Source organism: Micromonospora sp. NPDC048986 (assembly GCF_040649335.1).
Classification (GTDB): Bacteria; Actinomycetota; Actinomycetes; order Mycobacteriales; family Micromonosporaceae; genus Micromonospora; species Micromonospora alfalfae.
In genome coordinates this window covers 257867-284369 of record NZ_JBEZFJ010000008.1, presented here as the reverse complement: position 1 = coordinate 284369, position 26503 = coordinate 257867, and the positions used below count along the sequence as shown (strand labels likewise).

Genomic DNA, 26503 nt, shown 5'->3' with positions numbered 1-26503 from the left:
CCTACAGACCCGACTCGTTGGTACGGACCATGATCCGTCGGCAGTCCTCGCAGCGGACCACGTCGTCGGGGGCGGCCTTGCGGATCCGGGCCAGGTCGGCGCCGGACAGGTCCAGGCGGCATCCGCCGCAGCGACCCCCGGTGAGCAGCGCGGCACCCAACCCGGTGTCCTCGCGGACCTTGTCGTAGAGGTTGACCAGATCGCTGGGGAGGTCGGCGGCGAGCGGTTGACGGGCGCCCCGCTTGAACTCCTCCTCCTTGGCGATCTCGGCCAGCGCTTCGTCGCGGCGCTGCTCGGTCGCGGCCCGCTTGTCCCGGGTCTCGGCCAGCCGCTGCTCCACGCCGTCCAGTACGCCCTGCGCGGTTTCCCGCTGCTCCATCAGCTCCAGCTCGGCGTCCTCCAGGTCGCCCTGGCGGCGCTTGAGCGAGACCAGCTCGTGCTGGAGCGCCTCCAGCTCACGGGCCGGGCCGGTGCCGGCGGCCAGCCGGTTCTCGTCCTTCTCCTTGCGGGCCCGGACCTGCTCGACGTCCTTCTCCAACCGGGCGATGTCCCGGTCCAGGTCGTCCACCGCCACCTGGGCGCGGACCCGCTCGTCCTCCATCGACGACAACTCCCGGGCCAGCGACTCCAGCTCGGCCCGCTCAGGCAGCGAACGCCGACGGTGGGCGAGCTGGGCGAGGTTGGTGTCGATCGCCTGGAGGTCGAGCAGGCGGCGCTGCACCTTGGGGTCAGCCTTCACGGTCGGGCTCCTTGTCGTCCACAGCGGGTGCGGCGGCGTGCACGGTCCACGGGTCGGTGTCCAGGTCGGACACCAGCGTCTCGACGTCCAGCGCCTCCCGGAGGAAGGCGGCCAGGTCGTCCAGCCACGGTCGTTCGGTCGCCCAGTGGGCGGCGTCGATCAGGGCGGGACCATCGGCGGCGAGGTGCTCGCCGGCCGGGTGGTGCCGCAGGTCGGCGGTGAGGAACGCGTCCACCCCGGCGGCGGTCGCGGCGCCGAGGAAGCTGTCCCCCGACCCGCCGCTGACGGCGAGGGTACGAACCATACGCCCGGGATCCCCCGCCGCGCGAACTCCCCAGGACGTGACGGGGAGCACCGCCGCCGCGTGCCGGGTCAGCTCGGCGAGGGTCATCGGCTGGGGCAGTTCGCCGATCCGGCCGAAACCAGTGTCGTCGCCGTGAACGGGCGAGCCGGGCGCGGGTCGTTGCAGTGGGCGCAGGCCGGTGAGCCCGAAGCGGGCGGCGAGGGCGTCGGAGACCCCCGGGCAGGCCACGTCGGCGTTGGTGTGCGCCGCGTAGAGCGCCACCCCGGCCCGGATCAACTGGTGGATGATCCGCCCCTTGAAGGTCGTCGCGGCGACCGAGGACACCCCGCGCAGCAGCAGCGGGTGATGCGCGACGATCATGTCCGCGTCGGCGGCGAGGGCTTCCTCGACCGTCTCGGGCACCACGTCGACCACGCAGAGCACCCGGCGGACCGGGGCCGCTGGCTCACCGAGCACCAGGCCCACCCGGTCCCACTCCTGCGCCCAGACCGGCGGAAAGCGCCGTTCCAGCGCGGCCACCACGTCGCTGACTGTGGGGGCGGATCCGCTTGTGCTCACGGCGGGCCAGCTTACCGGCGTCGGGGCCGCCGGGCGGTGACACCCGGCCGGGCCGCGTCGGGTGGAAGATCTGCCGGACGCGCTAGGCGGCGCTCCAGGAGACGGTCTGCAGTGCGGCCAGCGGCATCGCCCAGGGGAAGGCGTGCAGGTGCTGTTCCCCCGTTCCGGGCGGATGCAGAGCGATGACATCGTCGCCGAAGAGCACAGTGACGCCCCACTCGGCCAACCGGGCCACCCCGGCACGAAACGCCGGGTGGCAGGCCATCGCCGCGTTTGTGTATGGCACCGCCACGATGGGGACGCCCTTGCCCTGGGCCTCGACCAACAGCCCGAGCGCCAGCGTGTCGGTGATCCCGGCGGCCCACTTGTTGACGGTGTTGACGGTGGCCGGGCAGACGATCATGGCGTCGGCGGGCGGCAGCACGTCCGGGTCACCGGGGTTCTTGTAGTGCGTCCGCACCGGGTGGCCGGTCTGCCGGATCAGGGCCGACTGGTCGACGAACTTCGCGCCGTCCGGCGTGGTGACCACGCAGACGTCCCAACCGTCGCGTTGGGCGAGGTCGACCAGACGACCGACGTGCCGAGCCAGCGGCGAACCGCAGGCGATGACGTAGAGCACCTCGCGGTGCCCACTGTTGCGCGCTGCACCGGCCATCAGACCGGCTCCGCGCTCATACCCCTACTCCCATGTGCTCAGCCAACTCCGCTACCGGAGAAGGCGGCGCACCACGTGTGCGACGGAGGATGTCGGACATCACCTCGTGCGCGATCGGCCGGCAGCGGATCTCCGACGGGGCGAGCCGATCACCGAGCAGCAGCATCTCGCCGGCGTTCGCCACGTCGCCTATCTGGGCGTACCCGCGGGCGATGTCGAGCAGGTGGTGGGCGCGGCGCTCGGGCAGCAGCGCGTTGAAGGAGGGCTCCGCGATGCGCAGCTGGTGCACCTCCACGGCCCGCCCCCCGTCGCCCAGCTCCACGGCGGCGGCGGCCCGGTGCAGCTCGACATTTGTCGGGCCGAACGACGTCCAGTAGTGGTTGTGGTCGCCGCCGAGCAGGGTGGCGGCCTCCTGCGCGCAGTTGATCAGGTCGTCGACGCTGGCCGAGTCACCGATGCGGGACGCGGCCATCGCCCCCTGGAGCAGCAGCATCCCGTAGACGGAGAGCCGGGCCGGCGAGACCTCGTTGCTGCCACCCGGCGCCAGCCGGTTGGCGATCTGGACGTTCAGCTCCAGCGCGGGGCGGGCCCGACCCATCGCGACCAGGGCGTTGCACACCCGGGTCGTGGCGATCCCGGCGAGCAGCGGGTCGTCGGCCCGCTGGGCCACCGCCATCGACCGGTCGGCGGCCAACCAGGCGAGCTCGCACTCGCCGAGCTTGCGCAGCACCGAGGAGGCGATCTGGTAGACCTGGCCGAGCAGGTGGGCCGCCTCGGCGGCCTGCTCACCGCCGTAGGCGGCGTCGGCCGCCTGGGCGTCGCGCAGCAGCTTCGGCAGCGCCCGGGTGAGCATCCCGTAGCGGCCGTACTGGTAGGTGAGCCAGGCGTGGTTGACGGCCTTGCGCATGTCGTCCATCGGTGGCGGGTACGGCGCCGCGTCGAAGTACGCGCTCATCGAGTCGTAGCGTTCCAGCGCCGCCCGGATCTCCTGCACCTCGACCTGGTCGATGCAGTTGAGGGCGTCGGCACGCCGCTCCGGATCCTTGCCCATCAGCAGCTGCACGTCCATCTGGAGGATGTCGGCGATCTCGTAGAGGACGGAGAACTTGTCCAACCGTCGGACGCCGCGTTCGACCTTGTCCACCCAGCTCTTGGACTTGCCCAGCCGGTCCGCGAAGACCTGCTGCGACATCTTGCGTCGCCCCCGCCAGTAGGCAACTCGCCGTCCTATGGGTAGCTCGTCCATCTCCCCATCCTCCCCTGCCACCGACAACCAATCGAGTCGGGGCGATGTCCGCGGGTGCGGCGACTGCCGTTCATTTTCAGGTTTGCGCTGGTCGCACAGGATGTACGTCAGCCGTACAGGTAGTCCTCGTAGTTTTCGTGCAAGTTGCACGGGCCGTTCGTCAACCTCAACGATCGTGGGTTACGGCAGTGACGGTGCTCGACATGCGACCTGGCGAACGCCGGGCCCGACGAGAGGAGTTGGCACACATGTGGGGGAATGTCGTACCGCGCGTTGCCGAACTGTCGCCGCTGGAACGGGTCCGGCTGCGCCGGGTCGCCATCCGGTACGCGGTACACGGCTGGGAGGTCACCCCGGGTGCCTGTCTGGCCCGCAGCCGCTTCGTCTGCGGGCGGGCCGGCTGCCCCACAGTGGGCTGCCACCCCGCCCTGGAGAACTGGGAACTGGCCGCCAGCGCCGACCCGGCCCGGGTGGCCACCTGGTGGCGGAGCCGACCGCACGGGGTGCTGCTGCCCACCGGCCGGGCCTTCGACGTGCTGGAGGTGCCCGCCCACCTCGGCCGGCACGTGCTCGACGCGGTCCAGATCCACCCGGCCGGCACCGGCGTACGCGGGCCGGTGCTGGTCACGCCCACCGGCCGGTGGATGTTCCTGGTCCGCCCCGGCGACCCGCTCCGACCGGAGTTGGAGCACTGCTTCCACGTGGTCCGGCACGGGCCGGGCTCGTGGATCCCCGCGCCGCCCACCCGGTTGCCGGAGGGCACGGTCCGCTGGGCGGTCGCCCCGGAACAGGCGCGTTGGCAGCTTCCGGATTCGTACCTCGTGCAGAACACGTTGATCGGGGCGCTGCGCGCCGCCGGGGTGACGCTCGCCCCCGACCTGCTCCCCGGTCACCTGCCGCTGCCTCGCCGAGGCATGTGAAACCGGCCCGGTCGACGATTCGATCCGGTGCCCGACAGCGTCGCCGAGGTGTCGGTCCTCGTTGACAGGGGGACGGTGCGAACGCGCGCCACGAACGGGGGAACGATGTCCACCAACGACAGAGCGCCTCACCCCGGCGGCACCGAGCCGCCCCGGCGCAGCCACCCGGGGCGCCGCTGGGCCGGCACCCGACCGTCCGGGTCCCGCCCCGGCCGCCCACGCCCCACCGGTTCCCGCCCAGCCGGCACCCACCGCCCCATCCGCTAGCAGCACCCCGCTCTCGGCTCCCCCACCCCCACCCCGCTCTCGGCGATCTTGCACTTGCTGTCCCGACAAACTGCACCTAACGGGACGAACCAGCAACCGAAACTGCAAGATCGCGGGGAGCGAAGGGGGCGCGGAGAGCGCGGGGAGCGCGGGGGGCGCGTGAGGGGCTAGGCGGTTAGGGGGAGGGCGGCGGAGTGGTACTCGCGGGCGGTGTCGGTTATCGCCGCGTGGGTGTGGTCGTTCAGGCGGGCCAGCCAGTTGAGGCCGGGGGTGCCCATGGCGAGGGCGGCGGTGGCGTACGCGTCGGCCAACCCGAGGTCGGTGCCGACAACGGTCACCGAGCGCAGCCCGCTGGCCGGTGCGCCGCGGCGCGGGTCCAGCACGTGCCGGCCCCGCTCGTACACGCCTGACGTCGCCACCGCCAGGTCGGTCCCGCTGAGCACCAGACAGGCCGCCATCGCGTCCCACGGGTGCCGGATGCCGATGCGCCACGGCTCCCCGGACGGCGACAGACCCCGCACCCGTACGTCGCCACCGGCGTTCACGCAGTGGTTGACGGCACCGGCGGCGACGAGGCGGTCCGAGGCGACCTGGGCCGCCCAGCCCTTGACGTAGCCGGACGGGTCGAGCCGACCGGTGGCGTACGCGTCGAAGAACCCGTCGGTGGTGCCCCACAGGTCGGCGCAGGTCTCCAGCACGTACCGCAGGTCCGCGGACGCCTCGGAGAGCAGCACCTCACCCCTGTCGAAGCGGCACACCTCGCTGTCCGGCTGGTAGGTGCTGAACCGTCCGTCCACCTCGTGCATCCAGGCGAAGACCTCGTCCGCCAGCTCGCGCAGGGTCGCCGGTGGCAGGTCGTCGGCGAGATCCAGGGTGATCGTCGTACCCATGATCTGTTCGACCCGGCACAGCCCGGGTCGGGTCAGCGTGGCCCGCACGTCAGAATGCCTGCTCGATGGCGGACCGCAGCGACTGCTTGTAGGAGTTGCTGGTCTCGGTGGCCCCGGAGACGGTGTTCAGGTTCGCGTTCTGCTTCCGCACCACCTCGCCGCCCCTGCCGTCGTAACTGTTGCGGACGTCGCCGCTGTGGATGTCGGATTCACCCCCGCTGGGCAGCGACAGCGCCACGGCCTCGACGATCCGGCTACCCGAGACGACGATCTGCACCTGCACGTACCCGTACTCGTTCTCGAAGCCGTTGCCGGTGACCCGGCGGGTGGTCGACTGGGGCGCCTTGGTGGTGGTCCGTGGCGCGCTGGGGGCCTTCGTCGTCCTGGTGCCCGACGGGCGCGCGGTGCTCTTGCCGGGCTTGGGCGACGTCGACGGCTTGGCGCTTCCCGATGGTGTCGGCGTGCCGGCGGTCGGGTCGGTGCCCGGCGCACCCGGCTCGGTGCCCGGCCCGGAGGGGTTGACCGGCTGCGCGGTCGGCAGGTTCTGGGCGACCTGGCTGGTGCCTGGCGAGCCCTTGAACACCACAAGCGCCGTGGTGCTGGCGGCCAGGCCGGTGATCGCGAGGAGCGCGCGACGCATGGGGATGCCCTTCCTACAGCTCGAACGTGGCCAGATGGATCTGCCGTCGGGGCACGCCGGCCCGCCGCAGCGCCCGCACCGACTGTTCCACCAACCCGGGCGGCCCGCACAGGTAGACGTCGCGCCGGGCCACGTCGGGCACCAGTTGCCGCAGCCCGTCCGGGCTCATCAGCTGGCGGGGGCCGGGGTCGTCGCGGGAGCCGATGACGTACCAGACGGAGGTGTCGCGTTCCTGGGCCAGCCAGTCCAACTCGCGGCTGAGCAGCACGTCGGCCGGGGTGCGGGCGCGGTAGATCAGCGCGACGCCCGGCGGCAACTCCTCAAGCATGGCCCGGATCGGCGTGATGCCGCTGCCACCGGCGATCAGCAGCGCCCGCTCGCCGAGCCGGTGCGCGGCGGTGAAGGTGCCCGACGGGCCTTCGGCCCAGACCCGGGTGCCCGGTTCCAGGTCGCGCAGGTCGGCGGTGTGGGTGCCGACCACCTTGACGGTGACCCGCAGCCAGCGGCCGTTGGCGGCGGCGGAGACGGAGAACGGGTGTGACTGCCACCAGCAGCCCCGGGTGAGGAACCGCCAGCGGAAGTGTTGGCCGCCGAGCATCGCCAGCCGGCCGAGCCGCTCCCCGGTGAGGTAGATGGAGATGGTGTCGGTGCTCTCGGCGACCACGTCGGCGACCCGCAGCTGGTAGCGCAGGTTGAACGCCAGCGGCGCGATCACGCGGCCCCAGAGCAGGGCGGCGACCACCAGCACGTACAGCGCGATCCAGCCGGTGCGCACCGGGCCGGGCCGGTACAGCTGCGCGCCGTGGGTGAACTGGTGGCCGAAGCCGAGCAGCAGGATGAGGTAGCTGGACAGGTGCAGCAGGTGCCACATCTCGTAGGGCAACGCCCGCCGGATCGCCCGGATGCTGCTGAAGCCGACCAGCATCATGATGCCGGCGGCGACGAACGCCGAGACCATGTCCTCGTAGTCGCCGAGCAACGTGCCGACCTCGGCGAGGATCGACTGGTTACGCAGGTCGGCGTAGCCGACCAGGATCAGCGACACGTGTGCCAGCACGGTGACCAGCAGGGTGGCGCCGATGTCCCGGTGCCAGCGGGCCGTGTGCTCGCCGCCGATCCACCGTTCCAGCACCGGCAGTCGGCTCATCATCAGCACCTGCACCAGCAGCAGGTAGCCGGCGACCAGGCCGGTGATCCGGCCGGCCGCGGTGACGGTGGCCGCTGTGCTCCGCAACGATCCGGCCGGGGTGCCCAACCACCAGGGCAGCACGCTGGCGAGCAGGCCGACCAGGAGCAGCACGCCCAGCAGCCGTCGGCCGCCGGGCCCGCGCCGGTCCGGGATCTGCGGGGGTACGGGTACCGCCGACCGGCCGCCGTGCCGGGACGAGGTCCCGGTACGACGGCCGGCGGCGTGGGTGTGCGAATACGTCACGCGTACAGCTTCATCGGGGCGTACTTCTGGCGGGGAAAGACCTTGTCGACCTCCGCGTTGGTGAGCCCGAACCGGCCCTGCGCCACAGCGCCGTAGACGTTGAACATGTTGTTGTACTCCGGCACGTCACCGGAGTCCAGCTTGTCCAGACCGTTCCAGGTGCCCAGCAGCGAACCGGCCAGCTTCTTGCCGGACAGCAGGGTGACCACGCCGCCGTGCCCGTGGTCGGTGCCGTTGTTGTTGGAGCCGACCCGACGGCCGAACTCACTGGACACCATGATCGTCACGTCGGCGGCCTTCGGGCCGAGGTCGGTGAAGAAGGCGGCCATCGCGCTGGCCAACTCGTTGAGGCGGCGGTGCAGCTGACCGCCCTCGCGGGTGCCCTGGTTCTCGTGGGTGTCGTAGCCACCCATGCCGACGGTGGCGACCCGAACGTTGGCGCCGCCCTTGATCAACTGGGCGAGTTGCTGGAACGCGTTGCCGACGCCCTCGTACTTGACGCCCTCGGCGGGCTGGTACGGCTTGGCGGCGAGCTTCTGGGCGGTGGCCAGCGCGCCCATGCCCTCCTGCACGGCTTCCTCGACCGGGTGGTTGATCCCGGTGAAGAGGCCCTTGATGGCCTTCTCGGTGGCGGCCCGGAACCGCTCGTCACCGTTGAGCCGCAGGGAGCCGACGTTGTTCAGCGAGAGCGCGCCGTTGTTGCCGACCAGCGAACGGGGCAACGTGCTGCCGATGCCGACGCTGCGGAACGCGGTGCCCTTGCCGAGGTTGTCGACCAGACCGTCGAGCCAACCCCGGCCGCCGGTCTCGTTGGGCAGCCCGCCCAGGTTGCAGGCGTCGGCGGCCTGGAAGTGGCTGCGGGACAGCCGCTCGTCGGAGACCGCCGGGATGAAGCCCAGCTGACCGGCGGTGAGCCACTTCTCCAGCGGCTTGAACGCGCTGGTCAGCTTGAAACCACGGCCCAGGGCCAGCGAGTCGTTGCCGAGCAGCAGGTCGGGCCGGGCCTTGTTGAGCACCGCGTCGTTGTCCGGCGCGATCAGGCTCAGGCCGTCCAGCCCGCCGTAGAGGAAGACGTGGATCAGGGTGCCGGTCTTGGTCGCCGCGAACGACGCCGAGGTGGTGACGAACTGGGCGGTGGCCAGCGCGGTGGCGGTGGCCGCGGCACCGGCGACGAAGGTCCGCCGGGTCACGCCGCGACCGTCCTGCTGGGCCTCCTCCAGGTCCTCCAGGGTGCGGTACCTGTCGAACTCGGCGGCGTTCTCGGCGGCGACGATGTCCGCCTCGGCGCGCAGCAACGCCTCGGCCGGGTTGTCGGCCAGCCGTCGCACGTCGGGGCATTCGGGGTGCAGGGGGAAAGAGTTGTACACAGTCTTCTCCATCGGGTGCCTCACCGGAGGTGGTGCTGGGGGGAAGCGAGGATCGCCCGCGCGACGGCGGTGATGGCCCCGTTGAACGTGGCGTCGACCTTGGTGGTCGCCGCCACACCGGCCACGCCGAGGATGAGGTTCTTCTCCCGCGTGCTCAACTTCTGGCCCACCAGCCGCAGGGAGAGCGCGTCCACGTACGCCCCGGCCGTCGCCGGCGGCTTGGCGACCAGCTTCTCCGGCGCCGTGTACGTGAAGGTGGTGCGGTAACCGGCGAGGATCTCGCCCGCCTCGTTCCAGCCGTTGACCATGGTGCCGGCCGAGGTCCACGCGACGTAGACATCCGGGTAGCCGTCCGGGGTCGGATGACCCATCGGGGACTGGCCCAGCTCGCGCATCTTGTCGTGGATCTGGCGCAGCCCCCGGGCGTACGCGGTGCGCTTGCTGTCGCCGTTGTTGTGCTTCGGCGACGCCTCCGGCGAGACGCCCAGGGTGCGGTACGTGGCGACCAGGTACTCCATCGGCCGGCGCACTTTCTGACCCACGCCGGCCCAGAACTCCGAGGAGCAGAACAGCGTCATCAGGACCGGCTTGATCATGCCCTTGTTCGTCGTGTACGTCTTGGCCAGCCGGTCCACCAGGGACTTCGGCGGGGTGTCCGAGACGAACCGGGTGGCAAGGCTCTGCGCCACGTACTTCGCCGTCGACGGGTGCGTCGCGATGTAGGTGATGTACGCGTCGATCGCCGCTTCGGCCTTCTTCGGGTCGGCCGAGTTGTTCGCGTGGGTGAAGCCGAGGATCTTCACCTTGCCGACGTAGTGCTGCTCGGGGCGGAAGACGTACTTGCCCTTGTCGTCGACACCGCGGCCGGTCTGCAACATGGCGGCCTGCCGGACGTCCGGCTCCTTGTAGCCGCCGTCGACGCCGACCGAGTAGAGCTCGAGGTTCTCCCGGGCGAGGTTCTCGTTGATCGCGTCCTTGCGGGAGTCCTTCTGGTTCAGGTAGATCAGCAGCGCCGGGTGCTTGTTCGCGGCGACCAGCATCTCCGGGTAGCTGCCCAGCGCGTGCTTGCGCACGACGTCCTGGTCGAACGAGTTGCGGTACACCTCGCCGCCGTCGAAGTCCGCTGCGACGTGCAGGAAGTCGTTCCAGAAGTCGACCATCACCTCGAACAGTTGGCGCTTGGACCAGATCTGTCGGGCGATGGTGGCGTCGACCATCTCCCGCTCCGGGTGGGCGTCCTGCTCGTTGAGCTTGTCCCGCTGGTCGCGTAGCTGCTGCACGGAGAGCTTCTGGGTCGGCAGCTCGGCGAGCTTCAGCTCACCCTTGCTCGGCTCCAACTTCTCCGGGTCCAGCTGGGCGCGGATCCAGGCGTCCATGCCCTCGCGCTTGATGTCGGCGACCACCGCGGGCGTCGCGCCGAAGGTGGCGCGCCGGGCCAGGTGCAGGATCGGGTCCTTGGCCAGCACCGTCTTGACTGTCACAGTGGTCGCCGCCGCTGCCGCCGCCGGGCCGGAGAAGGTCCGCCCGCCGGCCGGCGCGTTCTTCTTCAGCGCCTCACCGGCCCGCGAGCCCATGTAGCTCTCGTTCTGCTCGGTGTAGGTACGCACCGTGCTGGGCTGCTGGCCGCTGGGGCGCGCCGCGGTGCCGTCGGTAACCGTGCTGCCTGTCGCGTCGCCGGCCGCCGCCTCGTCGCCGAAGAGGCCACGGATCTGCGGGGTCATGGCGAGCGCGGCGCCACCGGCGACGACGGCGGCGGTGCCGCCGAGGGCCACCATCGCCTTACGTCGGCCGACCTTGCGACCCGGCTCGTTGTCATCGTCGAGGGTGGGCAGTCCGGTACCGGCAGGTCGTGCCGGGGCCGGACGGCCGAGGCCCTCCGGGCCGACCCACTGCGGACCGCGCGGGGCGGGCGCGGGCTGCCCGGCGTACTGCTCACGCGGGTCGGCCTGCGCGGCGTAGCCGCCCTGGTAGGGGTGGGGCGAGTCGTAGCCGTAGGGCGCGGGCGTGTGGGGGTCGCCGTAGCCGTCAGCGCTGGGGTGCTGATGTCCGTCCCAACCGCGGTCGTCCCGCGGTCGACGTGGTGGCACATTCTGGTCGGCCATGTACCAATCCCGATTTCTGATGAGCGCCGGAAGCTGCTACCGGACAGGTGCGGCAGGTGCGGCGACTGTTGCCTGAGGGGGTTGCTACGGCAAGGTAACCAAGGCCCCAGGGCCCTTCAAGGTGGCCGGAACCCACTCGTGAGGGCACTTAAGACAGCGCTCAGCGCGACAGCGGCGGCGGGCTGCGGGATGGACCCGCCCGCAGACCTTCCCAGCAGGGCGTACGTGCGGCAGCCGAGTACGGATCGGACCGCGCCGCCGTACGCGACAGTTTCGGCCTCGTTCACCACCAAAGGCAAACTTAAGGCTCAGGTAAGTCGGACATGAAGCGCGCTCGCGTGCAGGGAAAGTAGCAGCAGCGGGCGAGCGTGAGCCGCCACCGCAGCGGGTATGCCGCCGAACCGCTGAACGCGTGAGGGGAAGGCAGCGCCATGCTCAGCAAAGAGGATCAGCGCAGATTCGACCAGATCACCCGTCAGCTCCGGGAAAGTGACCCGGCCTTCTTCAACCGGCTGGACCACCGGGCCCGAGCCCGCAGGGGCCGCTACCTGATGTTGTTGACCATCGTGCTGTGGGCGTCGCTGCCGGCGATAGCCGTGTTCGCCGGTCGACTCACCGGCGCGATCTGCGCGGTGGTGCTGGTGGCCAATGCCGCGATCATGTGGCGGTTCCGCCGCCGCTGGACGTGACCGCTCAACCGCTCGACGGGACGGCTCAACAGGTGGACGTGACACTCACCTGTCGGCCGGACCGAACGCCCGGTACGCGCGGCGCAACCGTTCGAGCAGTCCCGGCCCACCGATGGCCGGGGCCGGCGCTCCGAGCTGGCGCAGCAGCAGGTCGGTGCCGGTCACCAGCCGGGGCGGCCGATCCGGCAGCGGCACCGGCGCTGACCAGAACCGGTCCGCCGTATCCGCCAGCGGCGTCGCCGACAGCCCGGCCAGCGCCCGAGCGGCGCCGACCGGCGCCACGACGTCCACTGTCGACACCGCACCGTCCGGTCCGGACGGTGGGTCGAGCGGTGGGGGCGCCGAGGTGGCGCCGGTGGTCGCGGCCCGCCGGGCGCGCAGTTCGCCGAGCAACTCCGCCCGGGACCGACCGCGCCAGTGCAGCAGCTCGAACGGGTCCGCGTCGAACGCCTCGGCCAGCAGGTAGAACGTCGCCGCGAGGTGCTTGCACGGCACCGCGAAGTCGGGGCAGTTGCAGCGCTGGGTCAACTCGTCCACGGCGGCCGGGAAGAGCGGCGCGCCGGCGGCGGCGAACAGCTCCTCCAACTCGTCGGGGAGGTCTCCGGCGAGCAGCCGGGCGCTGAAGAACGCCTGCCCGGCCAGCTCGTCCTCGATTCGGGACCAGAGCGCCGCCGGGAACGGCTTCAGCGCGATCGACACCTGGTACGGCTGCGGCCGGGAGCCCTGCACCACCGCGTCGACCCGCCCGGGGGTGATGTCGAGCGTGAGCACCTGACCGGCTCGCGCGTACGACCGGCCCCGGGTCAGCCGGGTGCCGAGCGCGAACGACTCCAGCACCTCCAGGAAACGCCGCGACCACCAGGACCTGCCGATCGCGCCCCGGGCACTGCGCGCCCGCAGACCCCCGTCGACCCGACGCGGACGCCCGTAGTCGGCGAACCGGTCGGTGCTCACGTCGGCGCTCCGCTCGCTCACTCCACCACCGCGCCGGCTTCCAGGGCGAACAGGTCCCGCAACTGGCCGGTGGACAACTCGGTGATCCACTGCTCGCCGGTGCCGACCACCCGTTCGGCGAGGCTGCGCTTGTCGGCGATCATCGCGGCCACCTTCTCCTCGACAGTGCCGGCGCACACGAACTTGCGCACCTGCACCCGTCGACGCTGCCCGATCCGGAACGCCCGGTCGGTGGCCTGGTCCTCGACCGCCGGGTTCCACCACCGGTCCACGTGCACCACGTGGTTCGCGGCGGTAAGGGTCAGCCCGGTGCCGCCGGCCTTGAGGGAGAGGACGAACAGCGGCGGACCCTGCGCAGACTGGAAACGCTGCACCAGGGCGTCCCGCTCGGCCTTGCCGAGGCCACCGTGCAGGAACAGCACCTCCCGGCCGAACCGCGCTGACAGGTGACCGCGCAACATCGCACCGAACTCGGCGTACTGGGTGAAGAGCAGTGCCCGCTCCCCCGCCGCCAGCACCTCCTCAAGGATCTCGGTGAGCCGAGCCAGCTTGCCGGAGCGGCCCTCCAGCGGTGAGCCGTCGCGCAGCAACTGGGCGGGGTGGTTGCAGACCTGCTTGAGGCGGGTCATGGTGGCCAGCACCAGGCCGCGTCGTTCGATGCCGTCGCTGGTCTCGATCCGGGCGAGCATGTCGTCGACCACCACCCGGTACAGCGCGGCCTGCTCCGCCGTGAGGTTGCAGAGCACCTCCATCTCCAGCTTTTCCGGCAGGTCGGAGATGATCGACGAGTCGGTCTTGAGCCGGCGCAACACGAACGGGCCGGTGATCCGGCGCAGCCGCTCGGCGGCCTCGACGTCGCCGTGCCGCTCGATCGGCTCGGCGAACCGTTTGCGGAACGTCGCGGCCGGCCCGAGCAGACCCGGGTTGGCGAACTGCATGATCGACCAGAGGTCGGCGAGGCGGTTCTCCACCGGCGTGCCGGTCACCGCCACCCGCTGCCGGGCGGGCAGCGCGCGAACCGCTTCGGCCTGCCTTGTCGACGCGTTCTTGATCGCCTGCGCCTCGTCCACCACCACCCGGTGCCAGTCGATGCCGGCCAGGTCGACGGCGTCGCGGGCGGCCACCGAGTAGGTGGTGAGGACCAGGTCCGCGCCGTGCGCGGCCGCCGTGAACTCCGCCCCCCGCGCCCGCTCGGCACCATGGTGTACGTGCACCCGCAGCTGCGGGGTGAACCGGGCCGCCTCCCGCTGCCAGTTGCCGACCAGCGACATCGGACAGACCAGCAGGGTCGGCCCGGCCTCCGGTGGGTCCCCGGCGAGCAGCGCGAGCAGTTGCACCGTCTTGCCCAGCCCCATGTCGTCGGCGAGCACACCGCCCAGACCGAGTGAGCGCAGGAAGGCGAGCCAGGCCAGCCCCCGCTGCTGGTACGGCCGCAGCGTCCCGCGGAAGCCCGGTGGCGGGTCCAGCGGGGTGAGTCGCCGCTCGACCGCGCCGGCGAGCAGGTCGCCCAGCGCCCCGTCGGCGGTCACCTCCAGCACCGGCAGCTCGCCGGTGGCCTCACCGTCGGCCAGCCCGAGGCGGAGCAGGTCGGCGACGGTCAGCTCGCCCGCGGAGCGGAGCAGGCGCAACCCGGCCGCGAGCCGCCCCGGGTCCAGTTCCACCCACCGGCCGCGCAGCCGTACCAGCGGGGTCTTCGTCTCGGCCAACGCCGCCAACTCCTCGGCGGAGAGCGGCTGGTCACCGAGTGCGATCTCCCAGCGGTAGTCGACAAGGGCGTCCAGGCCGACTCCGGCATCGGTGCCACCCACGGTGCCCGGCGCGGTGCGGCTGCGCGCCCGCAACCGGGCGCCCAGTCGCGCCGACGGGCGCTGCCACCAGGACGGCAGCAGCACCCCGAAACCGGCAGCGTGCAGCACCGGTGCGCCCGCACTGAGAAACCGGTGCGCCCCCTCGACGTCGAGTTCCATCGCCTCCGGGGCGGCGGTACGCAGCGCGGCGTCCAGGTCCGGCCAGAGCCGGCTGGCCCGGCCCAACTCGGCGAGGAGCGTCTCCTGCGGGTTGGTCGTCCGGCCAACCAGGCCGCCGAGGGTCTGCGGCGCCCGCCAGATGTCCCCGGCGTCCACGTGCAGGCCGGGCTCGTCGGCGGCCTGCAACCCGAACTCCAACCGCCAGCGCCCGGCACCGATCGACCCCACCGACACCGGCGCGCTGTCGGCGGACACCGACACGGGCGCGTCGTCGGCGGACACCGACGCGGGCGCGCTGTCGGCGGACCTCACCCGGGTGGCCAGGATCGGTTCGGTGACCTCGTCGGGGGCTGGTTCCACCAGGCGGAAACTGGCCCGCACCGGGCCACCGGCGGCGTCGCGCTGCCAGGCGTCCAGTTCGGTGCAGAGGCTGTCCAGCCCGGCCGGGTCGATGGTGAAGTCCCGCTGCGGGCCGGCGAGCGCGGCCAGCCAGGCCGGCGCCGGACCCCCAGGGCGCAGCCCTCGTGCCAGCGTGGTGGTCGCCAACGCGGCCCGCGCGGCGGCATCGGTGAACGCGTCGAGCGCATCCGCGACCAGGGCGGCAGCGGTCAGCTCAGACCCGCCCGAACCAACAATCGCCGCAGCGAAGGTGGCGGCGTTCCCAGTGGGCCCCTGAGCGGCGCCGGCGGACGGCGGCAACCCGGCGGACGGCAACCCGGCGGACGGCAACGCGGCGGCGGACGGCAGGACGGCAGCGCGGGCGGCGGGTGGCAGGGCCAGCGCCAGCGCGCGCGCCCAGGCGGCGTCGGTGCCGGTCAGCAGCGGACGCCAGACCGCCTGCGCGAGCACCTGCCCGCCCGACGCCGTCGTCGCGCCAGCGCCGGGCGTCCAGTCAACCGCCGTCGCGCCAGAGCCGGGCGTCTGGTCGGCCGTCGCCGCGCCAGCGCCGGGCGTCTGGTCGACCGCCGCCGCGCCAGCGCCGCGCGTCTGGTCGGCCGCCGTCGCATCAGCGCCGGGCATCCGATCGGCCGTCATCGTGCGCACGCCGGGGAGAACACGGCCACGGGTCACCAGGTCGGCGGCGAAGTCGACCAGCTCGGCGAGGTGCCGCAGGGTGGCCCCGGGCACCGCCGGGATGTCGTCCAGGGCTCGCAGCAGCGAAAGGGCGTCGTCCGGGGCGTACACCAGGGTGGGGACCCGCCACCCGGCCAGGGTGAGCCGGCCGCGGGCCGCGGGTGCGACGGTGGTCCGGATCAGCTCGGGTGAGTCGGTCGGCGCGCCGGCCAGGGTGGGCAGGGTGAGTAGCGCGGTGTCCGACCGGCTCGGCTCGGCGGCATCGGCGAGGACGGCGGCCAGGTCGGTGTGCCCGGCCGCGAAGGGGTGCGGGCGTTCCCGGGCCGGCCGGCCCGAACGTGCAGCGGGAATCGGTGCGGTGCTGTCCTCGGCCCAGACGGCGAGGCCGCCGGTCGAGCTGCCGCTGGGCAACCACAGCCCGTGGATGACCAGCACCTGCTCCCCCTAGTCGCCGCCCGCCCCCAGCTTAGGCGGCCCACCCGGCCCGGCGTCCGCGCCCACCGGCCCACCTGCGCGATCTTGCAGTTTGTGTCGACGTTCGGCGAAGAGTGCACGTTTTGTCGCAGCAGAAAGCGCAAGATCGCGGGGACTGGAGGTGGGTGCGGCAACGGGCTAGCGTCGGCGCTGTGGTCGATCTTCTGGTTCTGGGCGGGCTTGGGGTGGACGTACGGGTTCGGGTGCCCGCGCTGCCCCTCCCGGCTGCCGATTCCCACACCGTCGAGCCGATCGAGCTGCGGATCGGCAACACCGGCGCCGGGGTGGCGTTGGCCGCCCGGGCGCTCGGCCTGCACGTACTGGTGGTCGACACCCTCGGTGCGGATCCGGCCGGTGAGCTGGTCCGGGCGGCGTTGACCCGGGCCGAGGTGCCGGCGCTGCTGGCCGAACACCGGGGCGGCACCCGCCGGTCGGTGAACCTGGTGGACCCGGGCGGGCGGCGCACGTCGCTGTACGACCCGCGCCCATGGCAGGGTGATCCACCGTTTCCCGCCACCGAGCTGGCCGCACTGGTCCGCGACGCCCGGCACGTCCACCTCTCGATCATGGATTGGACGGTGCCGTCGCTGCCCGCCGTGCGGGCTGCGGTTCCGACGGGCGTGGCGCTCTCCACCGACCTGCACGACTGGGACGGCGAGAACTCCTACCATCAGCCGTTCGCGGAGGTCGCCGACCTGGTTCTGCTGAGCGGGGTGCGGCTGGGCGACCGGGCCGCGTCGCTCGCCGGCGCGTTGGCGCCCCGGACGGTGGTGGTGACCCGTGGCGCGGACGGCGCCGACCTGTACCCGGGCGACGGCACTGCGGTATCCGTGCCGCCCGCCGTACCGGGAAAGCCGGTGGTGGACAGCAACGGAGCGGGCGACGCCTTCGCGGCCGGCCTGATCGCCGCCCGGCTGCGCGGTGAGCCACTGGCGCGTGCCGCCCGGTACGCGGCGCGAGTTGCCGCTGCGGCCTGCACGCATGACGGGATGGAGTACCCACCGGGCCTGTTGCCCACCGGTTGACGGCCGACGGAGTGCCGCGACCCCTGGCTCAGAGCGCGCCGGCCTCACCGTCGGTCAGCTCGCGCAGAATGTCGGCGTGACCCGCGTGCCGGGCCGTCTCTTCGATCATGTGCGCCAGGATCCAGCGCAGCGACACCTCACCGAGCTGCGGGTGCGGCACCACGTGGTCGAGGTCGATGCTCGCGGCGACCGCCCGGGAACGGGCGCAGGCCCGCTCGTACGCCTCGATGAGACCGACGATGGTGTCCTGGTCGCTCAGCGTGAAGCTGGCCACCGCGTCCTCCTCGGAGGTCAGGTAGACGTCGCCGGGCTCGGGTGCCAACAGGGTCGGGAACCAGTTCCGCTCGACAACGGTCAGGTGCTTGACCAGCCCGGCGAGTGTGGTCGCCGACGGCACCAGCCGGCGTCGGGCGTCGGCGTCGGAGAGACCGCGCAGTTTGCGCAGCAGCACGGCCCGGTGGAAGTCGAGGAACGAGGTCAGGACAGCGCGTTCGTCGCCGGTGCGGGCGAGCACCGGACCGAGCGTGGGATCGATCGTCTGCTCCATCCGCCGACAGTAGCCACGGGCCGGGCGCCCCGCTGCCCCGCTATCCGCTGCGGGCGGGCGCTGGGCCGGGCAGGATGGGCGCATGGCTTCATCCGTGCAGATCCTTCTCGTCGGCGGCACGGCGGACGGGCAGACCATCACCGTCGAACTGGACAGCAACGGCCGTCCGCCACTGACCCACCATCACCTCGGCTCCGGTGGGCTGGCCGACGCGCAGATCTACGAGTTGGAAACCGCCCGCGAGGAGGCCCGCGAGTGGCGCTACCGGTGGACCGGCCCGGCGGTGTGACCGCCCGCTCAGACCCGGGTGAGGGTCTGGCTGCGCAGGCTCTCCAACACGCCTCGGGTGACCTCCGAGGTGCCCCGCGCCTGATCGCACACCTCCGCCACCCGCCGTGCGGTGGCCTCGGCGCGTTGCTCCCGCTCGTCCCAGAGTCGGTCGACCTCGGCCAGCAGCGGCCCCTCGACCTCCCGCTCCACGCCGCGTAGCGCCGGCACGCCGAGTCGTTGGGCCAGGTCGAAGACCTTGCCGGCGTACGGCAGGGGCAGGAACGGCGTACCGACCATCGCCGCGAAGATCAGGAAGTGCAGGCGCATGCCGACGGCCAGGTCGAAGTGGCGCATCAACCCCAGCACCTGCTGCGGAGAGTAGGTGCCGTGCAGGATCCGACCTCGCTCGGCGGCGACCATGTGCGACAGCACCCCGTGGGAGTGCCGGATGTCGTCGCGCTCCATCGGCACGAACAGCACGTACGCGTCGATCCGGTGCACCAGGAAGTCACCGATCTGGGCCAGCAGCCGGTGGTAGCCGTCCACGTCGAGGCGTTCGGCGGCCCGGCCCGGCTCCCGCACGCTGATCCCGACGAGGCGCTTACCGACCGGCACACCCTCCTCAGCCAACAGGTGGGCCGGGAACTCCTCCGGTTGCAGGAGGAACGCCGGGTCCGCGGTGACCGTGATCGGGTTGAGCAGGCCGGCCTCCTCCAGCACCATCCGGGACTCCTGGTCCCGGACTGTCACCTGGGTCGCGCTGGAGAGCGTCTCCCGGACCATGCCGGTGTCCACCGCGTCGCTGAGCGGACCGACCCCCACCGCGTACGTGATCAGCGGCAGGCCGCGTTCCTGGGCCACCCGGACCACCCGCAGGTAACGGCGGGCCTCCCGGTCGTACAGGATGCCGCCGCCGCCCAGGATGAGCAGGTCCAGCTGGGCCAGGACCAGTGCCGAGTCGGTACGGCTCACGCCCTCCCAGGGCACCGCCTCGACATCCGGGTGGGCGGCCCTGGTGTGTTCCGGGTTCCGGGAGAAGACGATGATCCGGGCGTTCGGTTCCTGCGTACGCAGATCGGTGAGCAGGCCGGTGAGGATCGCCTCGTCGCCGAGGTTTCGCCCACCGTACGAGCCCAGCACACCGATGGTCAGTCCGGCGCCGTGCGTCATCCGTCGCTCCTCCCCAGGTGCGGTCCGCGCCGGTTTCCCGCTGGGCCTGTGAACAGTCCTGCCGAGGGGACCCGTCCCGGGCCGCCGCCGGCTCAGCTCCCCGGGGTGAGGCGTTTCGCCATCTGCTGCGAGGTGACCTCGAAGCCCAGACTGCGGTAGAGGCCGATCGCCACGGTGTTCGTACCGAAGACGTTCAGACCCAGCTCTGGCACACCGCGTTGGGCGAGTTCGGCCTCGATGAGCTGGATCATCCGCCGCGCGTATCCGCGTCCCCGGTGCTCCTCGTGCACCTCGATGTTGTGGATCCAGGCCTGGTCGGGGGCGGCGGTCGTCGGCAGGGTCACCCAGATCCAGCCGACCTCGGCGTCGCCGACCCGGCCCAGCCGCAGCAGCGCACCCTCGGTGGCCACGCCGGACGGCAGCGACTCCCGGATCTGGTCGACCGACCGTTCCATGGCCGCCTGCGGGGTCATCCCCCGGTGCGCCACCAGGTCCTCGGCGTACCCCTGCACCAGTGGCCCCCGCAGGCGGTCCAGCTCCTGTGCCGTCATCGGCGTCAGCGTCAGCTCCACAGCGTCTCCCCGTTCGTCGTCGCCAAGCGGGTAGTGCAGCAGAGCCGGTCCGGAGACGCCAACCGTTTCCCCGCCCGGGGCCGGACGCAACGGCCGGGGTGCGCGGGCGGGCGACGATGGCAACGTGCGGATCGCCCACGTCAGCGACAGTCACCTCACCAACCCGGAGGGGGTGGCCACCTCGGTCGCCACCACGGTGGCGCTGCTGCGCGCCGCCGGGCACCGGGTGGTGCTGCACTGCCCCGGCCCGCTGTCGCGGTGTCGCCGCCGGCCGGACGAGGTCCCCTCGCTGTCGGTGCCGACCCGGCCCTACCGGTTGGCGCTGCCCCGGCCGCCCAGCGCACCGGTCGACGTGGTGCACGTGCACACCACCGGCCCGCTCGGCGTCGCCGGCCTGCGGTGGGCCGCCACCCGGGGCGTACCGACAGTGCTCACCTGGCACACCGATCTCGTCGCGTACGCCGCGCACTACCCGGAGATCCCGATCGGGGCTGCGTACGCCGGCCTGCGGCTGGGCTTGCGCTGGCGGACACGCGACCTGTGGGCGCTCGCCCACCCCGGACCGGGTCGACAGGCCCGACTGTTGGCGCTCGGGCGAACCCTCCTGGCCCACACCACCGTCCTGATCGCCCCTTCGACGAAGACCGCGGCGATGATGGCGACGATGGCGGGGCGTACCCCGATCGTGGTCCTGCCGACCCCGGCGGCCGCACCGCACGCCGACGCCGACGACCGGCGGCGGCTGCGGGCCCGGCTCGGCATCCCAGCGGACGCGCCGGTGCTGCTCGCCGTGGGACGGGCCACGCCGGAGAAGAACCCCGAGCTGCTGCTGGCCGCGTTCGCCCAGGTCCGCCGCGAGTTGCCGGCTACCCGGCTGGTGCTGCTCGGGGCCCGGCGGCACCGGCTCGCGGTCCGCCGGATGGCCCGCCGGTACGGCGTCACCGGCGCGCTGCACCTGCTCCGCCCGGTGCCACGCCACCGGGTCGGCGCCCACTACCGGGCCGCGGACGTGCTCGCGTTCACCTCCACCACGGACACGCAGGGCCTGGTGCTCGCCGAGGCCGAGGCGTACGGACTGCCGGTGGCCATGGTGGACGCTCTGCTCGCCGAGCGGCCCGGCACCGGCACCACCCGGCCGGTCGCCGAGCCCAGCCCGGCGGCGTTCGGGGCGTTGCTCGCCCGGCTGCTGACCGAGCGGGAGCTGCGCACTGCCGTGATCCGGGAAGGGCTCGCGGCGGTGGCGGACTGGTCCGCCGAGCGCTACCTGGCCGAGCTCGTCACGCTGTACGCGACGCTGCCGCCCGTCCGTCCGGCGGACGCGACGACAACCGGCCCACCTGGGCCAGGACCAGCGGGAGCTGCCATCCCCGGGGCGCGGCGAGGTGACGCGGAGACCAGGTCGGAGCGAACTTCGCCTTGAACCGGCGCAGTCCCCGGAAGCGGTACCAGCGCTCGCCGTACGTGTACACCGCCCGACCCAGACGGCAGAGTGGGTCCGCACCCGTCAGCCCGGCCAGCGGGGCCAACCCCAGCTCCACGCTGGCCAGCCCCCGATCCCGGGCCGCGTGCAGCACCTCGACGAGAAGATGGTCCATCACCGTCGGCGGCGCGTCCGGGTGGTAGCGCAGCAGGTCCACGCCCCACCGGCGGGGCGTCGGCAGCAGCGCGGCGAAGGCCACCACCCGGGAGCGCCGGCGCAGCACCGCGACCGGCAACCCGGCCAGGTAGCCGGGGACGAACCCGCCGAGGGAGAAGGACATGTCGGACCGACCGGCCAACCAGGCGTCGGAGACCGGGCGCAGCTCGTCGAGCAGGCCCACGCCGGGCAGCACCGCGAACGACAGGTCGGCGCGCCGGGCCAACCGCCGCCAGTTGCGGCGCAGCGCCCCGCGCGCCGGCCCGGTGAGGGCGAAGTCGGCCAGCGGCACACTCGCCGACTCCCCCACCCTGTGCACGGCGAGACCCAACCGGCGCAGGTCGGGCAGGAGCGAATCGCCGACGTGGTACACCGCCGGGCGGCGGCCCGCCCGGCGCGCCGTCGCACAGAAGTCGGCGAGCAGCTCGTAGCGCTCGGCGGTCGGACCCACCGGTGGACCGAACGCGATCCACGACCGGCCGCACACCCCGTACATCAGGAAGCCGGCCCCCGACGGCGAGAAGTGGAACCGCTTGTCGCCGAGCAGCGCGAGCGCCGAATCCGGCTCCCGGTCGGCGTCGGCGGTCAGGATCCGGCGTACCCGGCGCAGCTGGTCGTCGTGGCGTTCATCGATACGGCGATGGTAGCGTCCGCCGGTGGCCGACCGGGTCCTGCGGGTGAGCAGCGCGGTGGTGGTCGCCGTCGGGCTGGTCCTCGCCGGAGTCGCCGCTCGCGACGAGCCCGTGGAGCTGCTGTTCTACTTCACCGTGCAGGTCAACCTGGCCTACCTGGTGGTGCTGCTGGCCGATTGCGGTGACCGGTTGCGCACCGCGCTCACCGTCTACCTCGTCGGCGCCGCGGTGGTCTTCGTCCTCGTGCTGGCCAACCCGTGGAGCGGCTACGCCATGGTGGCGACCGCCGCGGCTCGGGGGGCCGTCTCCGACGCCGGCAACCTGCTGTTGCACGCCGTGGCGCCGCCGCTGGCCGCCGCCCAGTGGCTCAACCGCCGCCCCCGAGCCGCCCTGCGACCGGCGTACGCGGTCAGCCTGCTCGGCTACCCGCTGCTGTGGCTGACGGTGATCCTGGTCCGGGGCGCCTTCGGCGGGGCCGCGGACCGCTACCTCTACCCGTTCCTCGACGTGCCCCGACTCGGGTACCCCACGGTGACCCGTAACGCCGTGCTCTTCGGCGGCATCCTGCTGCTGATCGCGCTGGCCGCCGTCCGCCTGACCAGGCGGAGCACCGGTTGACCCTGCCGGCGGGTCAGGGTGCCGTCCGCGTCGACTCCAGTTGCCGTGCCAGCTGCGCCAGGTCGTCGAGGCGTAGGTCGCCGTCGAGGCCCTTCAGCGCGGCGGTCATCGCCCCGGCCGCCCGCCCGGCCGCCAGGCCGACCTCGGCGTCCTCGACGACCAGGCACCGCGCCACCGGTACGCCCAGCAGCGCCGCCCCGCGCAGGTAGCCCTCCGGGTCCGGCTTGCCGACGCGGACGTCCTGCACCGTGACGAGCACCGGCGGCTTGATGCCGGCGGCGCCGAGCCGGGCCTCGGCGAGCCGCAGGTCGGCGCTGGTCACCACCGCCCACGGCAACCCCAGTCGGGCCAGCACGTTCAACAGTTCGTGCGCCCCCGGGGTGGCCGCGACGTCGGACAGGTCGTCGTACTGCAACGCGAGCTGTCGTGCCGCAGCGGTGGCCACCGCGCTGTCGTCGAGCGCGGGCAGCAGGCGGCGGATGGTCCGGTCGGCCGGGCTGCCGTGCGCGATCGCCAGCGCCGCCTCCGGGTCGACGGCGTACTCACCCGCCCACCGCTCCCAGGCCCGCTCCACCGCGGCGTCGGAGTCGACCAGGGTGCCATCCATGTCGAACAGCACCGCGCCAATGCCCGCCAGTTCCACCAGCACACTCCCCTCGCAGGTTGACGCGGCCACCCTCCCCCACCTGGCAAGATCCGCGCAACTTCGGTGATCCTGCTGTCTCGTCGCCGGGTGAGGCAGCAGGACCCGCTGCGCGGATCCCGGGTGTCGGCAGAGGTTCGGGAGGCCGTCGAGGATCGCGGCTATCGGACCTGGAGGTCGGAGCGAGGGGTCCGATAGCCGCCAGACGGGAGGTCGGCGCCGCCAGATGATCGTTCGCATGACGACGACACTCAACGACAAGGTCGCCTTCGTGACCGGGGGTTCCCGGGGCATCGGGGCCGGCATCGCCCTGCGCCTGGCACAGGACGGAGCCGACGTGGCGCTGACCTACCGGCAGGACGCCGAACGGGCCGCGACCGTGGTGAAGCAGATCGGGGCGCTGGGCCGGCGGGCGCTGGCCATCCAGGCGGACGCCGCCGACCCGGCCGCTGTGCAGGGCGCTGTCGACCGGGCGGCAGCCGAACTGGGTCGGCTGGACATCCTGGTGAACAACGCCGCCGTGTTCACGGTCGGCGCCGTGGACGACCTTGGCGCCGCCGAGGTGGAGCAGACGGTCGCGGTCAACATCCGGGCACCGTACGTCGCCGCGCGGGCGGCGCTGCGGCACCTGGGCGAGGGCGGACGGATCATCAGCATCGGCAGCAACGTCGGTGAACGGGCGGTCTTTCCCGGGCTGGCGCTCTACGCGATGAGCAAGACCGCTCTGGTCGGGCTGACCCGGGGCCTGGCCCGTGAGCTGGGCCCACGGGCCATCACCGTCAACCTGGTCAACCCCGGGCCCACCGACACCGACGCCAACCCGGCGGACGGACCGAACGCGGCGACGATCCGCGGATTCACCGCCGTCGGCCGGTACGCTCGCCCGGCCGATATCGCGGCCACCGTCGCGCACCTGGCCAGCCCCGAGGCCGGCTACCTGACCGGTGCGGTGGTGAACGTGGACGGCGGCTTCACCAGCTGAGCAGTCCGGGGGGTGCCGCCTCGGGAACGGACTCGGCGGTGGCCCGACGATCGGCGGGCGCGCGTCACCGGCTACTGAGAGGCGTCGGGATCCAACACCGGGCGTACCGCGTCGACGAACGAGAGCCGGCGATCTGTCCGTACCTCGATCGCCGCCAGCCAACGCTCCCGGTGCCGGTCGCGCAGCGGCACACCCCGGTCGCCCGGCTCGTCGCCGAGGCGGCGCTGGTCGGCGTACTCAGTGGTGAGGCTGGTCAACACGGCCCGGCCGGCCGCCGCGACCTCCGCCGGGCCCGCCAGCAACACCAGGTTGTACGCCTCGTCCACGGCACGCATCGCCGCGTACGCCTCGTCGTAGCCGGGCACCGGCTCACCCCCACCGGCGTCCAGCCACCGCCGGTCCAACTGCCGGTACGCCTGGTCGCAAGCGCCCAGGAACCCGACGTACGCGTCCCGCCGCAGCTCATCCCGACGCGTTTCCCGTCGCTCGGCACTCTCCTGCCCGGCGACGGTGAGCTGGTGGGCCAACTGTCGACGGGCACTGAGCGCGCCGACCAGCCCGGTCAGGGCGGCGGCGGCCAAGGTGGACAGTGAGGTGATCAGCGCGACGGCGACGGTGTCCTGCACCCGCCCATCATGGCGGTGCCCGCCGTCCGGCCCGCCCCGGCCTTCCCGTTTCCCGCGCGGCGTTCCAATCGGTCGGCTCGATGGTGAAGTTCCGCGTGACAGCGTCGCCCGCCGGGGCGTGCATCGAAAGGCGGAGGAACGACGGCAGTGGATCGCAGCCCCTGTGTCGTGGTAGCGGAATCGCCTCCACGTCGACGTCTGTGTCCCGCACGACGAGGCACCACGGCGGATCGAAGCCGCGCTGACCGCCGGTGGCCCCTTGTCGCTTGTTGATCAAAGTGTGGGCGCGGCAGGTTTCGAACCTGCGACCCCCCGCTTGTAAGGCGGGTGCTCTCCCACTGAGCTACGCGCCCGGATCGCCGGTGTGGCGGGCCGGTGGCTGGCAAGCTTACCTGCCCGCCACCGACCCGGGCGCACGGCGTACCCCGGTCAGTTTGTCGCTTCGGCGATGGCCTTGCGCCAGCCCTGCTGGTCGCGGGCCTCGCCCGGGCCGTTCATCTCGGCGAAGCGGACCACTCCGGTTTTGTCGATGACGAAGGTGCCCCGGTTGGCGAAGCCGGCCACCTCGTTGAAGACCCCGTACGCCTGGGCGACTGCACCGTGCGGCCAGAAGTCGGCGAGCATCGGGAACTGGTAGCCCTCACGGTCAGCCCAGATCTTGTGGCTGTAGGCCGAGTCGACGCTGACGGTCAGCACCTGGACGTCGTCGTTCACGTACTCGCCGAGGTTGTCGCGCACCTCGCCCAACTCGCCCTGGCAGGTGCCGGTGAAGGCGAGCGGGTAGAAGACCAGCAGCACGGTACGTCTGCCCCGGAAGTCCGAGAGACGGACCTCCTGGTTGTTCTGGTCCTTGAGCACGAAGTCGGGTGCTTCGGCACCAACCTCGATGAGCATACGAACTCTCCTCGCGTCGAGTCGGGTGACGGCGTCAGTCTGCTACCCGGCGGTGGGCGGACCGTCGGGCGAGCGGAGCGGCGCTGGCTACTTCTTGGCCTTGGCCCCTCGGCGCAGCACCAGACGGGCGCCGCTCCAGTCCCGGCCGGCGTTGACCGTCGAGGTCTGCTGAAGGCCGGCGGTGGGCGCGGACTCCGCGACCTCGCTCGGCTCGACGTGCCCCTCGCGCCCCGCCTTCGGGGTGAGCAGCCACACGACGCCGTTGTCGGCCAGCGGGCCGAGGGCATCGACGAGCAGCTCGAAAAGGTCACCGTCGCCGTCCCGGTACCAGACCAGCACCGCGTCGACCACCTCGTCGGTGTCCTCGTCGACAAGATCTCCACAGCGGTCGGTCAGGGCGTCTCGGAGATCCTGGTCGACGTCGTCGTCGTACCCCATCTCCATGACGACCATCCCCGGTTCGATCCCGAACCGGTCCGCCAGGCTGCGTACCCCGTCGGCGGCCTGACCAGCGGTCGCGCTCACTGTCGCGTGCCTCCTCATCTCGTCCCTGCTCGCGGCGTCGGTGCGACGCCGTCAGGCAAAGTCCACACAGTTGTTGGTCTGCGCG

The 26503-nt window shown here is 72.4% G+C and carries 25 protein-coding genes, 1 tRNA gene and 1 pseudogene; 7 read left to right on the top strand and 20 right to left on the bottom strand.

Translation table 11 applies throughout. The features are described from left to right. Nucleotide 1 precedes the first annotated feature (1 nt). The 4 genes from AB0B94_RS18785 to AB0B94_RS18770 form a co-directional block, all read right to left on the bottom strand. The gene (locus tag AB0B94_RS18785; RefSeq protein ID WP_357281144.1) at nucleotides 2-739 is read right to left on the bottom strand and encodes a C4-type zinc ribbon domain-containing protein; all 738 of its coding nucleotides are present in this window, start codon (nucleotides 737-739) and stop codon (nucleotides 2-4) included. Next, a complete protein-coding gene (locus tag AB0B94_RS18780) occupies nucleotides 729-1601 on the bottom strand; it encodes a Nif3-like dinuclear metal center hexameric protein (RefSeq protein ID WP_357281138.1) in 873 nt (290 codons plus the stop codon). Before AB0B94_RS18780 ends, AB0B94_RS18785 begins: the two co-directional genes overlap by 11 nt. Nucleotides 1602-1683: 82 nt before the next feature. Further along, nucleotides 1684-2256, bottom strand: a complete 573-nt coding sequence (locus tag AB0B94_RS18775) for a flavoprotein (protein WP_357281130.1) — start codon at nucleotides 2254-2256, stop codon at nucleotides 1684-1686. A gap of 16 nt (nucleotides 2257-2272) precedes the next feature. Then, a complete protein-coding gene (locus AB0B94_RS18770; RefSeq protein WP_238680500.1) occupies nucleotides 2273-3502 on the bottom strand; it encodes a helix-turn-helix domain-containing protein in 1230 nt (409 codons plus the stop codon). 248 nt (nucleotides 3503-3750) lie between these two features. On the opposite strand from AB0B94_RS18770, the gene AB0B94_RS18765 reads away from it, so the two are divergent. Next, nucleotides 3751-4422, top strand: coding sequence for a bifunctional DNA primase/polymerase (locus AB0B94_RS18765; RefSeq protein ID WP_091409390.1), 672 nt, complete (start codon nucleotides 3751-3753; stop codon nucleotides 4420-4422). 434 nt (nucleotides 4423-4856) lie between these two features. Here AB0B94_RS18765 and AB0B94_RS18760 read toward each other — a convergent pair whose 3' ends face one another. The 5 genes from AB0B94_RS18760 to AB0B94_RS18740 are packed head-to-tail and all read right to left on the bottom strand — an operon-like array spanning nucleotide 4857 to nucleotide 11120. After that, entirely contained in the window at nucleotides 4857-5579 is a 723-nt protein-coding gene (locus AB0B94_RS18760; protein ID WP_357281428.1) for an FAD:protein FMN transferase, read from the bottom strand. 49 nt (nucleotides 5580-5628) lie between these two features. Beyond that, nucleotides 5629-6219: an FMN-binding protein gene (locus AB0B94_RS18755; RefSeq protein WP_357281121.1), complete on the bottom strand. Its 591-nt coding sequence runs from the start codon at nucleotides 6217-6219 to the stop codon at nucleotides 5629-5631. A 13-nt stretch (nucleotides 6220-6232) separates the two neighbouring features. Continuing rightward, complete coding sequence (locus AB0B94_RS18750; protein ID WP_357281116.1) at nucleotides 6233-7651, bottom strand: ferredoxin reductase family protein; 1419 nt, start codon at nucleotides 7649-7651, stop codon at nucleotides 6233-6235. After that, complete coding sequence (locus tag AB0B94_RS18745; RefSeq protein ID WP_357281112.1) at nucleotides 7648-9030, bottom strand: DUF1501 domain-containing protein; 1383 nt, start codon at nucleotides 9028-9030, stop codon at nucleotides 7648-7650. The genes AB0B94_RS18750 and AB0B94_RS18745 overlap by 4 nt, the downstream gene beginning before the upstream one ends. A gap of 8 nt (nucleotides 9031-9038) precedes the next feature. Next, on the bottom strand, nucleotides 9039-11120 hold the full coding sequence (locus tag AB0B94_RS18740) for a DUF1800 family protein (protein WP_357281108.1): 2082 nt from the start codon (nucleotides 11118-11120) through the stop codon (nucleotides 9039-9041). 431 nt (nucleotides 11121-11551) lie between these two features. Here AB0B94_RS18740 and AB0B94_RS18735 point away from each other — a divergent pair, with 431 nt between their 5' ends. Further along, nucleotides 11552-11809: a DUF3040 domain-containing protein gene (locus AB0B94_RS18735; RefSeq protein ID WP_091409372.1), complete on the top strand. Its 258-nt coding sequence runs from the start codon at nucleotides 11552-11554 to the stop codon at nucleotides 11807-11809. A gap of 45 nt (nucleotides 11810-11854) precedes the next feature. Here the strand turns inward: AB0B94_RS18735 and AB0B94_RS18730 are convergent, their stop codons facing one another. Continuing rightward, nucleotides 11855-12784, bottom strand: coding sequence for an SWIM zinc finger family protein (locus AB0B94_RS18730; protein ID WP_357281103.1), 930 nt, complete (start codon nucleotides 12782-12784; stop codon nucleotides 11855-11857). Continuing rightward, nucleotides 12781-16239 carry a DEAD/DEAH box helicase gene (locus tag AB0B94_RS18725; protein WP_357281097.1) on the bottom strand — a complete coding sequence of 1153 codons (3459 nt, stop codon included), beginning with the start codon at nucleotides 16237-16239 and terminating at the stop codon, nucleotides 12781-12783. The genes AB0B94_RS18730 and AB0B94_RS18725 overlap by 4 nt, the downstream gene beginning before the upstream one ends. A 191-nt stretch (nucleotides 16240-16430) precedes the next feature. Here AB0B94_RS18725 and AB0B94_RS18720 point away from each other — a divergent pair, with 191 nt between their 5' ends. After that, nucleotides 16431-17303, top strand: a complete 873-nt coding sequence (locus tag AB0B94_RS18720; RefSeq protein WP_357281094.1) for a carbohydrate kinase family protein — start codon at nucleotides 16431-16433, stop codon at nucleotides 17301-17303. A gap of 28 nt (nucleotides 17304-17331) precedes the next feature. Here the strand turns inward: AB0B94_RS18720 and AB0B94_RS18715 are convergent, their stop codons facing one another. Further along, complete coding sequence (locus AB0B94_RS18715) at nucleotides 17332-17850, bottom strand: DinB family protein (RefSeq protein ID WP_357281088.1); 519 nt, start codon at nucleotides 17848-17850, stop codon at nucleotides 17332-17334. Between the two features lie 82 nt (nucleotides 17851-17932). On the opposite strand from AB0B94_RS18715, the gene AB0B94_RS18710 reads away from it, so the two are divergent. Further along, nucleotides 17933-18139 (top strand): hypothetical protein, encoded by a 207-nt coding sequence (locus AB0B94_RS18710; protein WP_030488784.1) that lies wholly within the window; start codon nucleotides 17933-17935, stop codon nucleotides 18137-18139. A gap of 8 nt (nucleotides 18140-18147) precedes the next feature. Here AB0B94_RS18710 and AB0B94_RS18705 read toward each other — a convergent pair whose 3' ends face one another. Both AB0B94_RS18705 and AB0B94_RS18700 read right to left on the bottom strand, forming a co-directional pair. Then, a complete protein-coding gene (locus AB0B94_RS18705) occupies nucleotides 18148-19290 on the bottom strand; it encodes a polysaccharide pyruvyl transferase family protein (RefSeq protein ID WP_238671475.1) in 1143 nt (380 codons plus the stop codon). Nucleotides 19291-19382: 92 nt separating this feature from the next. Beyond that, complete coding sequence (locus AB0B94_RS18700) at nucleotides 19383-19862, bottom strand: N-acetyltransferase (protein WP_357281079.1); 480 nt, start codon at nucleotides 19860-19862, stop codon at nucleotides 19383-19385. Nucleotides 19863-19986: 124 nt separating this feature from the next. Between AB0B94_RS18700 and AB0B94_RS18695 the strand changes: the two genes are divergently transcribed. After that, nucleotides 19987-21282, top strand: coding sequence for a glycosyltransferase (locus AB0B94_RS18695; RefSeq protein ID WP_357281074.1), 1296 nt, complete (start codon nucleotides 19987-19989; stop codon nucleotides 21280-21282). Between the two features lie 16 nt (nucleotides 21283-21298). Here AB0B94_RS18695 and AB0B94_RS18690 read toward each other — a convergent pair. Continuing rightward, nucleotides 21299-22045 (bottom strand): annotated as a pseudogene (locus AB0B94_RS18690) (phosphatidylglycerol lysyltransferase domain-containing protein); the annotation flags it as partial. Nucleotides 22046-22154: 109 nt separating this feature from the next. Between AB0B94_RS18690 and AB0B94_RS18685 the strand changes: the two are divergent. Beyond that, complete coding sequence (locus AB0B94_RS18685; protein WP_357281069.1) at nucleotides 22155-22748, top strand: Pr6Pr family membrane protein; 594 nt, start codon at nucleotides 22155-22157, stop codon at nucleotides 22746-22748. Nucleotides 22749-22761: 13 nt separating this feature from the next. Here the strand turns inward: AB0B94_RS18685 and AB0B94_RS18680 are convergent, their stop codons facing one another. Further along, entirely contained in the window at nucleotides 22762-23424 is a 663-nt protein-coding gene (locus AB0B94_RS18680) for an HAD-IA family hydrolase (RefSeq protein WP_357281064.1), read from the bottom strand. Nucleotides 23425-23629: 205 nt separating this feature from the next. Here AB0B94_RS18680 and AB0B94_RS18675 point away from each other — a divergent pair, with 205 nt between their 5' ends. Continuing rightward, nucleotides 23630-24373, top strand: a complete 744-nt coding sequence (locus AB0B94_RS18675) for an SDR family oxidoreductase (protein ID WP_357281061.1) — start codon at nucleotides 23630-23632, stop codon at nucleotides 24371-24373. A 71-nt stretch (nucleotides 24374-24444) separates the two neighbouring features. Here the strand turns inward: AB0B94_RS18675 and AB0B94_RS18670 are convergent, their stop codons facing one another. From AB0B94_RS18670 to AB0B94_RS18655, 4 genes are all read right to left on the bottom strand, one after another. Continuing rightward, on the bottom strand, nucleotides 24445-24999 hold the full coding sequence (locus AB0B94_RS18670; RefSeq protein ID WP_357281056.1) for a hypothetical protein: 555 nt from the start codon (nucleotides 24997-24999) through the stop codon (nucleotides 24445-24447). 281 nt (nucleotides 25000-25280) lie between these two features. Further along, nucleotides 25281-25352 (bottom strand) — tRNA-Val (locus tag AB0B94_RS18665). A 76-nt stretch (nucleotides 25353-25428) separates the two neighbouring features. Next, on the bottom strand, nucleotides 25429-25893 hold the full coding sequence (locus tag AB0B94_RS18660) for a peroxiredoxin (RefSeq protein WP_238671480.1): 465 nt from the start codon (nucleotides 25891-25893) through the stop codon (nucleotides 25429-25431). An 87-nt stretch (nucleotides 25894-25980) separates the two neighbouring features. Next, the gene (locus AB0B94_RS18655) at nucleotides 25981-26418 is read right to left on the bottom strand and encodes a DUF3052 domain-containing protein (protein WP_030330240.1); all 438 of its coding nucleotides are present in this window, start codon (nucleotides 26416-26418) and stop codon (nucleotides 25981-25983) included. Nucleotides 26419-26503: the final 85 nt, after the last annotated feature.